This window comes from Streptomyces sp. NBC_00258 (assembly GCF_036182465.1).
Classification (GTDB): domain Bacteria; phylum Actinomycetota; class Actinomycetes; order Streptomycetales; family Streptomycetaceae; genus Streptomyces.
The window spans coordinates 11,475,946-11,488,143 of sequence record NZ_CP108081.1 but is presented as its reverse complement, the minus strand read 5'-3'; the positions used below and the strand labels follow the sequence as shown (position 1 = coordinate 11,488,143).

11 protein-coding genes and 1 pseudogene are annotated in these 12,198 nt (G+C 69.4%); 8 read left to right on the top strand and 4 right to left on the bottom strand.

Annotation, left to right across the window (positions count from 1 at the left end; translation table 11 throughout):
* Positions 1-102 precede the first annotated feature (102 nt).
* On the top strand, positions 103-1,107 hold the full coding sequence (locus OG718_RS50970) for a DUF6215 domain-containing protein (RefSeq protein ID WP_328847483.1): 1,005 nt from the start codon (positions 103-105) through the stop codon (positions 1,105-1,107).
* 236 nt (positions 1,108-1,343) lie between these two features.
* On the opposite strand, the gene OG718_RS50965 is transcribed toward OG718_RS50970, so the two are convergent.
* Positions 1,344-2,303, bottom strand: a complete 960-nt coding sequence (locus tag OG718_RS50965; RefSeq protein ID WP_143643190.1) for a helix-turn-helix domain-containing protein — start codon at positions 2,301-2,303, stop codon at positions 1,344-1,346.
* A 245-nt stretch (positions 2,304-2,548) separates the two neighbouring features.
* Here OG718_RS50965 and OG718_RS50960 point away from each other — a divergent pair, with 245 nt between their 5' ends.
* The 6 genes and pseudogenes from OG718_RS50960 (at position 2,549) to OG718_RS50935 (ending at position 7,510) form a co-directional block, all read left to right on the top strand.
* Complete coding sequence (locus OG718_RS50960) at positions 2,549-3,394, top strand: SDR family oxidoreductase (protein WP_328847482.1); 846 nt, start codon at positions 2,549-2,551, stop codon at positions 3,392-3,394.
* Between the two features lie 75 nt (positions 3,395-3,469).
* Positions 3,470-3,661, top strand: a pseudogene (locus OG718_RS50955) (nitroreductase family deazaflavin-dependent oxidoreductase); the annotation flags it as partial.
* A 365-nt stretch (positions 3,662-4,026) separates the two neighbouring features.
* On the top strand, positions 4,027-5,007 hold the full coding sequence (locus OG718_RS50950; protein ID WP_328847481.1) for an aldo/keto reductase: 981 nt from the start codon (positions 4,027-4,029) through the stop codon (positions 5,005-5,007).
* A gap of 181 nt (positions 5,008-5,188) precedes the next feature.
* Positions 5,189-5,623 carry a DUF1801 domain-containing protein gene (locus OG718_RS50945; protein ID WP_328847480.1) on the top strand — a complete coding sequence of 145 codons (435 nt, stop codon included), beginning with the start codon at positions 5,189-5,191 and terminating at the stop codon, positions 5,621-5,623.
* 427 nt (positions 5,624-6,050) lie between these two features.
* Positions 6,051-6,695 (top strand): DUF4956 domain-containing protein, encoded by a 645-nt coding sequence (locus tag OG718_RS50940; protein ID WP_328847479.1) that lies wholly within the window; start codon positions 6,051-6,053, stop codon positions 6,693-6,695.
* Positions 6,692-7,510, top strand: a complete 819-nt coding sequence (locus tag OG718_RS50935) for a VTC domain-containing protein (RefSeq protein ID WP_328847478.1) — start codon at positions 6,692-6,694, stop codon at positions 7,508-7,510. The genes OG718_RS50940 and OG718_RS50935 overlap by 4 nt, the downstream gene beginning before the upstream one ends.
* Before the next feature lie 5 nt (positions 7,511-7,515).
* Here OG718_RS50935 and OG718_RS50930 read toward each other — a convergent pair whose 3' ends face one another.
* On the bottom strand, positions 7,516-8,826 hold the full coding sequence (locus tag OG718_RS50930; RefSeq protein ID WP_328847477.1) for a sensor histidine kinase: 1,311 nt from the start codon (positions 8,824-8,826) through the stop codon (positions 7,516-7,518).
* On the bottom strand, positions 8,826-9,545 hold the full coding sequence (locus OG718_RS50925) for a response regulator transcription factor (RefSeq protein WP_143643185.1): 720 nt from the start codon (positions 9,543-9,545) through the stop codon (positions 8,826-8,828). The genes OG718_RS50930 and OG718_RS50925 overlap by 1 nt, the downstream gene beginning before the upstream one ends.
* Positions 9,546-9,711: 166 nt before the next feature.
* On the opposite strand from OG718_RS50925, the gene OG718_RS50920 reads away from it, so the two are divergent.
* On the top strand, positions 9,712-10,224 hold the full coding sequence (locus OG718_RS50920) for a hypothetical protein (RefSeq protein WP_328847476.1): 513 nt from the start codon (positions 9,712-9,714) through the stop codon (positions 10,222-10,224).
* A 347-nt stretch (positions 10,225-10,571) separates the two neighbouring features.
* Here the strand turns inward: OG718_RS50920 and OG718_RS50915 are convergent, their stop codons facing one another.
* On the bottom strand, positions 10,572-12,116 hold the full coding sequence (locus OG718_RS50915) for a glycoside hydrolase family 32 protein (protein WP_143643183.1): 1,545 nt from the start codon (positions 12,114-12,116) through the stop codon (positions 10,572-10,574).
* Positions 12,117-12,198 lie beyond the last annotated feature (82 nt).

Here is a 12,198-nt window from a genome sequence, read left to right as displayed (position 1 = left end):
TGGGGATCATCGGCTTGTCTCTTGCTTCGGCAGGCCCTGCACGTACCCGGAACTGTGGCTTCCACCACGGCGAATGTGATCTTGGCGTGGTGAGATCGCCGGATGCTCGGTTTCCTTCTCCGCCTCCTGCCGTTCTGGGTCCGCGAGCCCCTGCTCATCGCGGTCGGGTCCGTTCTCGGCGTACGCATCATGTATCTCGCCGTCCACGATCACGATCGGGTCGCGGCGGGTCTTGGCGTGGTGTTTCTCGTGTTCACCGCAGTACGCATCCACGCGGTGGTCCGGGCCCTGCGCGCGCGCCGGAACCCGCGTCCGGCAGCCTCCGCAGACGGGACGGCGGTCGATACTGCCGCCCAGGCCCAGGCCCAGGGCGGAGCCGGGCCGCGGCCCGGCCCGGCCACCCCGGAGAAGGAGCACAACGCATGGGGCCAGGCCGTTGCGGCCGTGGCCGTGGTCGGGGCACTGGGGGCCGCCCTGTGGGTGGCCCCCAGTGTGATGCCGTCGGACGACATTGCCTCGCAGCCCGCCTCGTGTTCGGGCGAGGCACGCGAGGAGCTGCCGAGGGCCTACAGACAGACGCCCCAGCCTGTGACCGGTGAAGAGCTGTGCAAGGCGCTCAACCGGCCAGACCTGGCCAAGCTCCTGGAAACGCCGGGAGAGACCACGACCACTGCTTCCGGCACCAGCAACACCGCTCCTCTGACTGATGGGAAGGTCGCCCAGCCGGAGGCCGAGGTCGCGTTCGACACGTACAGCGTGAATGTCTCGGCCACTTACAACGAGCTGTCGATCGACCAGTACGTGAAGCTGATGAAGTTCGGGGACGAGCAGGACATCAAGACGCTTGCGGTTCTCGGTCGGCCCGCGGTCCTCTCCTCGGCTCACACCATGAAGATCGAGATCAATCTCGGGAGTGGCGGATCCGGCGGACCGGTCGAACAAGGCCCCCTGGCCAGAACGCTGTCCGTGGCCATGGACCGCAAAGACCGGGGCGGCTACTGCGAAATCACTGTGTGGAGCAAGTCCGGAGCACTCCCGAACGACGGCGTTCTCCTCGACATCGCCGGCAAGGTTCTCGCGAGGATCCCGGAGCGACCTGTCCGATGAGAGGTGCGCGGTTTGCCGGGCTGCTGGTGCCCGGGAGGGAAGGCACACCGTTGGATCCGGTAATTCCTGCTGACAGTGCCGCGAGCGGGAGCGCAGCGTCACCCCAGGGATCCCGTGCAGACGGCTGTGCTGTCCTTGCCCTGATGCATTGATGCATTGATGCATTGATGCATTGACGGCGGATGGTGCCGCTACGCCGCAAACGTTGCCGCGGATCGACTCGCGTGACTCGTCGTTCAGTCGGGTGTCTCGGCCGAGTCGGCCGACTCGGAGTCGTTGTTCAGGGCGGACCGCTCGATGTCGTGGTTGGTCGCGGCCCAGCTGGCCAGCAGGTTCAGGGCGTCCTGCGAGGGTGAGTGGGGCTCGGCGGTGTAGGTGAGGAGGAACTGGCTGGGGCCGTCGGGGAGCGGGAAGGTTTCGAAGGGCAGGTCGAGGTCGCCGACGACCGGGTGGTGGAGGAGCTTCACGCCGGTGGTGTGCATCCGGACGTTGTGGGCCGCCCAGCGGCGACGGAATTCCTCGCTGCGGGTGGACAGCTCCCCGATCAGGTCCGTCAGCCGCCGGTCGTAGAGATCACGGCCGGCCTCCGCGCGCAGCATGGCGACCGCGTCGTTGGCGACTTCGTCCCAGTGGCGGAAGAACTCGGTCGCGTGCGGGCTGAGGAAGACGAACCGGGCGTTGTTCGGCGGCCGTGCCGAGTCGGCGTAGACGGGGGAGAACAGGGCGCGCCCGAGGTCGTTGGCGGCCAGGATGTCCCCGCGTCCGCTGAGAATGAACGCGGGCGTGCCGGCCATCGAGTCGAGGACGCGCTGCACGGCAGGCCGTACACGATGCTGGGCCGGGCGGCGGCGCGGTGGACGGGTCGTGCCGGCGCCGCGCAGAAGGTCGAGCAGGTGGATGCGTTCGGCCTCGTCGAGCTGCAGTGCTTGCGCGATGCCTTCGATGACGCTCTCTGAGACACCGGTGGCGTTGCCGCGCTCCATCCGCGTGTAGTACTCGCTGGAGATGCCCGCGAGCAGGGCGACCTCCTCGCGGCGCAGGCCGGTGACCCGTCGGCGCTCTCCCCCGTACACGGGCAGTCCGACCTGTTCCGGGGTGACCCTGGCACGCCGCGTGCCGAGGAATTCCCGGATCTCCGCACGGAAATCATCACGGATGTCGCGGTTGCCGCCTTGCGGGTCGTTTCTGCCTGCCATGCACTTCACTCTACGAGCGCTTCCGCCCGGCTGGGGGTCCCTGTCAGTGACCCCCTCATCAGGGACTCCCACACCCGCGTGACAGCGGGTTTTGTTGGTGGTGCACCGCCCCGGCGGTGTGAACGGCCCGGACAGGGAGGCGCTCGCGCCGCCGGTCTCCAGGTCCCCCGGTGGCGCTGTCGGCGCCGCAAACATCCCCCGCACACACCAGGTGCCGGATCACGGCGCCTGAAAGGAATCCCCTCATGAGCAAGGTCATTCTCGTCACCGGTGCCGGACGCGGTCTGGGAACGGACATCGCCCGCGAGGCCCTCGCGGCCGGCCACCGGGTCGTCGCCACCGGCCGCCGCCCCGAGGAGGTCGAGAAAACGCTGGGCGGGCCGCAGGACAACCTCCTGGTCACCCAGCTGGACGTCACCAGCCCGGAGGACGCCGAGGTCGCCGCGCAGGCCGCCGTCGACCGCTTCGGCCGCGTCGACGTCCTGATCAACAACGCCGGGAGCCTCTTCACCGGCTACTTCGAGGAGATCTCGCCCGCGCAGATGCGCCAGCAGTTCGAGACCAATCTCTTCGGCCCGATGAGCGTCACCCGCGCCGTCCTGCCGATCATGCGGCGGCAGCGTGCCGGCCATGTCATCACCATCACCTCGACCGCCGGCCTGGTCGGCATGGAATTCACCTCCGCCTATGCCGCCTCCAAGTTCGCGGAAGAGGGCTGGATGGAGTCGCTGCGCTACGACGTGGAGCCGTACAACATCCACACAACCATCGTGGAGCCCGGCTACTTCCGCACCGAGTTCCTCGTCGACGGCTCCACCGCCTGGCCCGAGCTCTCGATCGACGACTACGCCCCGCGCACCGCCGCGAGGATCGCGGGGATGAAGAGCATGAACGGCCGGCAGCCTGGCGACCCTGCCAAACTCGCCCGCGCGCTGCTCACCATCGCCGGACAGGACAAGCCCCTGCAGCGCTTCGTCGCCGGCGCGGACGCCATCGAAGCCGCCGAGGCCAAGGCGAACGAACTCCTCGCCCAGGCTCACGCCTCCCGCGACCTGGGCGGCGCCCTGGCATACGACGACGCCCACGTCTGAGCCACACGACCCGCACCCCGGCCGCGACACAGGACCGCTGGCGGGTGACTTTTCGACAGCGTGGAGAGAGGCAGCATGCCGCTCAAAGGCGAGTACGAGCCGAGCAGGGCGCAGTTTGTTCGGGACCAGGTGGAGCTGTACGAAAGCTCCGGCGGTACGCAAGGAACGACGCTGGGTGTCCTGGTCGCACGAGAAGACCACGAGAGGCTACGGGACCTGCCCGTCGTCATCCTGACCACCCTGGGTGCCAAGAGCGGCAAGATCCGACTACGCGGAGCATCAGAAGAACACGGACCGTGATATCCCGGTCCTCGTTCTGGAGTCGACGGCCCAGGAGCACTGATCTGGCGCAGTCGATTCAGCCCACGGATCTCCGCCGCCTGTCCCTGGCGACACCAGCGGCGCCCCGGCCCACAGCCGCCGGCTCGAATATCCCCCTGGACGGCCACTGCGCCCCCGGTCGCCGGGACGGCGAAGCCAGACGAAGCCATGTGCCTCACCGACTTCGGTGTCGAGGCCGGCTGCGCAGTCCCCGAAACGAGCCGCCAGCTGGCCACGCGGTCATGGCACTCACCGGCCATGACCACCGACCGGGCCTGACGGCCACTACACCGCTGCACAAGGAGTACCTGATGAAGCACGTATCACTGGGCGGGCTCGATGTCTCCCGCATCGGCCTGGGAGCCATGACCATGGCCGGCACGTACACCACCGGCGGAGGGCTCGATGACGCCGAGTCGATCCGCACCATCCACCGGGCCCTGGACCTCGGGGTCACCCACATCGACACCGCCGAGATCTACGGCCCCTTCCACAGCGAGGAAATCGTCGGTAAGGCCATCAAGGGCCGGCGGGACAACGTCGTCGTGGCGACGAAGTTCGGCCTCGTCTCCCACGCCGGCGACGGCCCCGGCGTCATCGACAGCAGCGCCGGCAACGTGAAGGCGGCGGTCGAGGGCTCACTCAAGCGGCTGGGCACCGACCACATCGACCTCTACTACCAGCACCGCGTCGCCCCCAACACACCCATCGAGGAGACCATCGGCGCGCTGGCCGAGCTGGTCGCCGAAGGCAAGGTCCGCCACATCGGACTCTCCGAGGCCGGCCCCGACACGATCCGCCGGGCACACGCCGTGCATCCGGTGGCCGCGCTGCAGACCGAATACTCGCTGTGGACCCGCGACGTCGAGGCCGAGATCCTCCCGCTGCTGCGTGAGCTGGGCATCGGGTTCGTGCCCTACTCCCCGCTCGGCCACGGCCTGCTGACCGGGCAGATCCGCACCGTCGACGACTTCGCCGACGACGACTGGCGCAAGACCAACCCGCGCTTCACCGGCGAGAACTTCCAGCGCAACCTGCGCATCGTCGACGAAGTACAGGCCATCGGCGCCGAGATCGGCGCCACCCCGGCCCAGACCGCACTGGCGTGGCTGCTGACACGCGGCGACGACATCGCCCCCATCCCCGGAACCCGCCGGGTCGCGCGCGTCGAAGAGAACACCGCCGCCGAAAGCGTCGAACTCAGCGCCGCTCAGCTCTCCCGGCTGAACAACCTCACGCCGGCCGCGGGTGAACGCCACGACGAGGCGAACATGGCCAGCATCGACCGCTGACCGCCGGCGCCGCTGCGCCCGGCTCAGCCCACCCTCCTGGACTTCGCGAAGCACTGACGCCCCGGCGGAGTTCCTGACCCATCACACCCGGCCAAACTGCATCCATTCCCCCATCTCACTGATCACTGAAGAGGTTTTCTCATCACCGACACGCGGTGCGGGTTCGGGCAAGCTGATCCGTATGTGCGCCGCCGATGCACCGGCGGCACGTTTCGACACCCGGAATGGACAAGATGGCGAACAAGAACGTGGAAGTGGACCAGTTCATGGCTGCCCTCGATCACCCCAGAAAGAGACGATCGAGTATCTGCGAGCCGCTGTCCTGGGATCGGATCCTGGCGTCACCGAACACGTGAAGTGGAAGGCGCCCAGCTTTCTCCGTGGAGGCGAGGACCGGGTGACCTTCCAGCTCCGGGCCAAGAAGGGCGTCCAAGCCATCTTCCATCGAGGTGCCAAGGTGAAGTACGACCGGGCGGACTTCAGGTTCAGTGATGAAAGTGGTCTGCTCGATTGGATCAGCAGTGCCAGGGCCACGGTCATCTTCCAGGACCTGGACGACGCCAAAGCCAAGGAGGAAGCCTTCGTGACCCTGGTCAGGAGCTGGGTCAATGCCTAGCCCGCCCGATGACCAACTTGTTCGGCTTCGACAGCACGGCGTACACGATCGTTGCGGGCCGTGTCGGCATCAGACGGTGGTGGTCTGCTCAGCACCGGCCTTGGGCTTCGGCAGGGGCATCGATGAACGCACAGCCCTCGAAGAGCGGGCGCGGTTGGCCGTACAGGAACTCGCACGTTCCTCAGGCCTTCCGGTTGCGGCAAGTCGACGCTGCTGAACGTGACGGCCGGGACGATCCGCCCCGGCCGTTGGCGGAACGGGAGGAGATGAGCGAACCCGCGCTCCACGAACCGCCGTTGGGCGCCTCCCGAAACCCTGGCGAGTTGAGCCATCCCCACCAGGATGGAGGTCTCCCTGCCTCAGCCGAGGGCGGGCCTTAACCGCCGATGGCGGCCGGCTTAACCGGGTGCTCCCTAGCGTTTGCGGCATGGACAGTACAGGCAATCTTGGAGAGTTGGCGGCCCATCTCGGGCTCGACCTCATCGCGGTGACATTGCTGACGTGCGGTGTCTTCCACCCCCGGCACCGCAGGCGGGAGCTCGTGCCCGCGTACCTCGCGTTGAACGTCTCCCTGTTCGCGGTCGTTGCCGCGCTGGGCCGTGTAGGGAACACCGGCGGGTCGGCCCTGGGGTTCGGGCTCTTCGGAGTGCTGTCGATCGTCCGGCTGCGCTCCGACGCGGTGCGGCATCAGGAGGTGGCGTACTACTTCACGACACTGGTTCTGGGCTTGCTGTGCGGGCTTCCGGGGCTGGGACTTGATGTGGCTGCAGGGCTCGCGGGTGTGCTGCTGCTCGTTCTGTATGCGGCCGATCATCCGCGCCTGTACGCGCGGGAGCGTCGCACGGTCGTCACACTGGACGCGGTGTACGAGGACGAGGACGCACTCCGCGGGGAGCTGCGGCGACGGCTCGGGGAACCGTACGGGTGGACGGTGCGCGAGGTGGACTATGTGCGGGACCTGACCGTGGTGGAGGTGCGATACCGGCAGGCGGGAAGCGTGGGGGCCACCCGCACGGCTGCTTCTCGGATTTCGGTGCCGCGCGCCGCGACGAAGGAGCCGGCCTCGTGGTGAGGGACACGTCGGATGCCCTCAACGTCCTGGAAAGTGCCGCGGCCGCCGCGCACCCGGTGTCGCTGGCCGAACTCAACGCTCACGCCGAACTGCTGGCCCGGCACGACAACAGTTACGTCGTGCCGGCCTGGCTCTTCGAGGAATTCGCGGTCCGGCTGACCGACCGGCGTCGGCCGGGCGGCCCGCCCTTTTTCCGGGTTCTCGACATCGACGGCCGGCGCTGCTTCCGGTACCGCTCCACGTACTACGACACCCCCACGCTGCGCACCTTCCACGATCACCGTCAGCAACGCCGGCGCCGTTTCCGGATCAGGGAGCGGGTCTACGAGGACAGCGGGGAGCGGCAGTTCGAGGTCAAGCTCAAGAGCGGTCGAGGTGAAACGGTGAAGCACCGGCAGCGGATGTCCGAGGGCGACCGTCCACTGGACGGAGCGCGGCGCCGGTTCCTGGCCGGGGTGCTGCGGAAGGCGTACGGCATGCTCGACGTCCCGGAAGACCTCGTGCCGTCCTTGCGTACGGACTATCGGCGGGTCACGTTCGTGGCCGAGGGACAGCGGGTGACCTGTGACGCGGGGCTGATCGTGCGGGACGAGGCAACGGGCCGGGCGGCCTCGGCCGACGGCTCGGTGGTGCTCGTCGAGACGAAGACGCGCGGTCACCTGACGGAGGCGGACCGGCTGCTGCACGCCTACGGGGTGCGGCCGGCCGGGTTCACCAAGTACAGCGCCGGACTCGCCGCCGTGAGGCCGCAGTTGGGTGCGAACGCGTGGGCACGGGCGGTACGGACCGTGTTTCCCCAGGCGGTGCGGGTGTGAGGCGATCAGTCGGCGGCGGTCGGGAAGGAGAGTGTCACTTTCGCCCCCGGTGAGTTGGCTGCCTCGAAGGCACCGCCGGCCTCCTCCGCCGTGCGGCGGGCTATGTCCAGGCCGAGTCCCGTGGACCCCGCGCCGCTGGTTCCGCGGGTGGTGAGGTACGGGCCGTCGCCAGGGTCCGGGAAGCCGGGGCCCTCGTCTTCCACCAGGAGCTCCGCCATGTCGCCCGTCGTTCGGACCGTGACGCGAAAGCCTGTGCCCTGGGGGGTGTGGTCCAGCACATTGCCGATCAATGCGTCGAGCGCGGCGGTGAGTTCGTCGGGCGGTACAGGTACCGCAAGGGGGCCGGCGGGGGTGTCGATGTCGACTGCGCGGTTCTGGTCCTCGGCCAAGGGGAGCCAGAACGCGGCCCGTTCGCGGGCTGCGGCCGGCAGGTCGGCGGTGGGCTCGGCCTCGCGCAGGGGGCGCCGTGCCCGCCGGATGACCTCGTCGACGCCGTGTTCCAGTACGGCCACGCTCGCCGCGATCCGTTCCCCTTCTGCGGGATCGCGCAGGGTCTCGGCGTCCAGCCGGAGGGCGGCGACGGGGGTGCGCAGACGGTGGGCGAGATCGGCGGCGTTCTCGCGTTCGGCGGCCAGGAGTTCGTCGATGCGGGCGGCGAGCCGGTTCAACTGGTCTGCGACCAGGCGCAGTTCCGGTGGGCCCTGCGGCTCTGCGCGGGCCGTCAGGTCGCCCGCGGACAGCCGGTTCGCCGTCGCGGCGAGCGAGCGTGTCGCGCCCACGATCCGGGTGCCCAGTCGGTCGGCGAGAACGAGGCCGAGAAGGACGAGCGCGGCACCGATTCCGGCCAGGACGAGCCACGAGGTGAGGACGCCGTCGTGCAACTGCCCTCGGCTCACCGCCACGTGCACCACCGCGGTGCCCTCGGGGGCCCCGTGCACCGGGACCAGTACGACCCGCCCGCCGTTCGGCGGCTCGTAGGTGAACGCTCGTCCGGTGCGCGCCAGCCGGACCGCCTCGGTGAGCCGGGCGGGAGAACCGACGACGGTGCCGTCGGCAAGGATGAGCGAGGTCCTGGGCAGAGCGGGGCCGTTGACGCTCCGCAGGGTTTGTTCCATCTGGTCGCCGGCCTTGGCTCCCCGCATCCCGCCTGCCAGTGATGGCCCCACCGTCGCTGCCACCCACTGTGCCCGCGCAGTCGCCTCGGCGATGGCCCGGTCGGCGGCGTGCGTCCGCGTGAGCAGGGTGAGGGGCACCAGCAGAGCGGCCAGAACGAGGGCAGTGGTGGAACCGGTCAGCAGCAGGAGCCGGCGCCGCACTAGGACTTGCCCGTCACGTCGACCGCGTCCGCTGTGCCAGGCGTGGGCGCCGCCAGTTTCACCCCCACGGTGCGCACCGTGTGCAGGTAGCGCGGGTCCTGGGCGGTCTCCCCCAACTTCCGCCGCAGCCACGACAGATGGACGTCCACCGTCTTGTCGGCGCCGCCCAGCGGCTGCTGCCAGACCTCAGCGAGGAGCTCGCGGCGGGGCACGACCTGACCGGCGCGGCGGGCCAGATGGGCGAGCAGGTCGAACTCCCGGGGCGTGAGGTCGAGAGGGAGGCCATCGAGGGTGACCTCACGGGCGGCCGGGTGCACGACGAGTCCACCCACCCGCAGCGGCTCTTCCGCCTCGGCCTGGCCCAGGCGCCGCAGCACCGCCTTGATCCGCGCGTCGAGCTGGGCCGCCCCGAACGGCTTCACGATGTAGTCGTCGGCGCCGCCCTCCAGCAGGGCGACCATCTGCGGCTCCTCGTCCCGCGCGGTCGCCACGATCACCGGTACGTCGCTGACGGCCCGCAGCATCCGCAGCACCTGCCCGCCGTCCACGTCCGGCAGCCCCAGGTCCAGCACGACCAGGTCCGGCGGACTGGTCACGGCCGCGTCGAGCCCTGCCATGCCGCTGGGCGCTGTCGCGACCGCGTGACCTTTGTCCCGCAGAGCACGCACGAGTGCGCTGCGCAGAGCGGGGTCGTCCTCCACAACCAGCAGGTGAGCCATGACGACACGGTAGCCACAGGATTGATGCAGGGTGTACTGCGGGTGAAGTAAGGCTCCTCGGTGGGCCGTTCCTTTGTCCGTGTCTTAACCGGGCGTTAGGGAAGGCTGCGAGAAGGTCTCCCTGCCAGTCCGAGGTGGCGTCCCGATGAGGTGGAGAGGTGGTTCCGTGAAGTGGCGCAGGGCCCTGGCGACCGCGGCCTGGGTGGCCCTCGGTACGGGCGCGGGCGGACTGGCCGCGTGGCAGCTCGCCAGCGCCGACGCGGACACGCCCGCGCACGGACGTGCGCTGGACGACGCGGCGGTACGTCGCGCCTTGGCACAGGCGACACCGACCGGCTCCACCTCCCCCGAGCCCAGCGGCTCCCGCTCCCACCAGCGCCCGACGAGTTCCTCACGGCCCCCGTCCTCGCCGAACGTCTCCACCCCACCCGGCAGGGAAACCCTCCGCTTCACGGGCGGTACCGCAACCGTCGAATGCCGTGCCGACGGGACCGTCTACCTCCTCTCCTGGAGCCCGGACGACGGATACGCGATCGACGAGGACGTACAACGCGGCCCGGCCCCGGTTGCCCGCCTGGAGGCAGAGCCCACCGCCGACGGCGTCGACGACCTCGCCTACGACATCACGTGCACCCCCGCCGGGGCCCGCGCCCAGCCGATGGCCGACGCCGACGACTGAGCCGGGCGTCGCTGGACAGCGGACGGCGCCACGTGTGCGAACGCTGCACATACCCCAGCCGGCTCGGCCGGCCCGAGAACCCGGCCGCAGGGATGCGGTCGTCGCTACGGCACCGCCGCCAGCCAGCCGATGGCCCCTCCCCCCGACGACGACCACCTCGCGCAAGCACAGCGCCCAGGCCAGCCATACCTCCAGGGGACGGACGGCGCGCGGCAGCAGCCGGACGCGGTCGGGACGGCAGGCATCCGCGTCCGGCTTGCACCGCAGACAGGAAAAGGCGTGCAGGGCTGCCGCCCGCACCCGGGCGTCGGGGTCGTCGAGCCTGGCGATCAGCCCGTCCGTGGATCTCACACGGTGAACTCCCGTATCACTGTGTTCCGGAACACCGCCGTACCCCCGATCGAGAACAGCGCGAGCCCCGTGTCGATCAGATACGGGAACGCCTGCGACGAGTGCACGTACCGGCCGTCGTCGACGAACATCTCGACGGACGTGCGGTCGACCAGGATCCGCAGCCGCACCGTGCGGGCCGACGGGTCAAAGGGGCTGTGACTCTCCTGCCACCTGCCGGAGGTGTCGGGGTTGACGGTGGTGCGGCGGTTGACGAACGCGTAGTCGTCGTAGATCCCGGCGTCGATGTGCCGCCCTCCGTCGGGGGAACGGCGCAGCTGGAGGCCGGCGCCGGTCAGCGTGTTCCAGGTGATCTCGGTCGTCACCTCGTAGGACGTGCCGGTGTAGTCGAGGACGCGGGTGCCGTCGACCTCCAGGTCGCCCAGGTCCACGGTGCGCGAGACGTGGTCGTCCAGGGCGGGGACCGGCCGCGAGGCCAGGTAGTACGTCCCGTTCGAGGCCCGCTTCAGGGTGACCTCGCGGACGATCGAGTCGGTGCCGTTGAAACCGTCGCAGTCGATGGTGGGGGTGGTGTTGGCGTAGTCCCAGTTGTTGAGCCAGCCGATCGCGTGCCGGACGGACGGATCCACCGAACCGTCGTCCCGGTGCTTCTCGAACGTGACGGCCCCGTACCAGTCCCACCCGTGGTCGAGCCACTTCGGATCGCTCGCGTCGGCGGTGAACGTGGTGCCGTCGAAGGAACCGGTCCAGTACGCGTACGTGTTGGGCAGCCCGGCCGCCTTGCCGTTGGCGCTCGCGCCCAGCACCCACTTCGCCGTGCCGTCGTCCGCGGTGATGCGGAACAGGTCGGGGCACTCCAGGACGCCGATGCCGTCCTTGATGAAACCGCCGACGTACGTCCACGACTTCAGGTCCGCCGAGTGGTAGAAGCCGATCTTGTTGTTCTCGGCGAGGGTCATCACCCAGCGACCGCGTTCCTCGTCACGGACGACCTTGGGATCGCGGAAGTCGTGCACGCCGGGGTTGGCCAGCACCGGGTCGGTGCCGTGGTTGCGGAAGGTGCGGCCGCCGTCGGTGGAGTAGTACAGGTACTGCGCCTGAGTGACCTCGTCGGGCGCCATGGTGGCGATGACGATCACCGCGCCCGCGCCGAAGCCGGCGGTGTTGTCGGTGTCGACCACCGCCGAGCCCGACCAGACGTCGCCATTGGCGGTGTCCTTCGGCACGGCGATCCCGCGGTCGGTGAACGCGACCAGGTCGGTGCTGGTGGCCAGCCGCCAGGCGGTGCCCGCGGTCGTGCCGCCCGTCAGGTAGTCAGCGTTGTAGAGGTAGTAGTAGTGGTACTCGCCGTCGATCCACACCGGTCGCTGCGGATCGTTCATCCACTGGTCGGGGACCGTGAAGTGGTACGCGGCGCGGTAACTGGCGCAATCAGCTGCGGACTTGGGTTTCGCGGCGGCCGGGGGCGCGGCCGGCAGCAGCACGGCTGCCGCGCCCGCGGCCGATCCGGCGAAGAGCGCTCTCCTGGACATCCCACGCATCACTCATCGTTTCCTCTCGTCACTGAGCTCGTTGAGCTCGGAACGGCGGCTCATGGGGTCAGGACTTTGCGACCTAACTCGT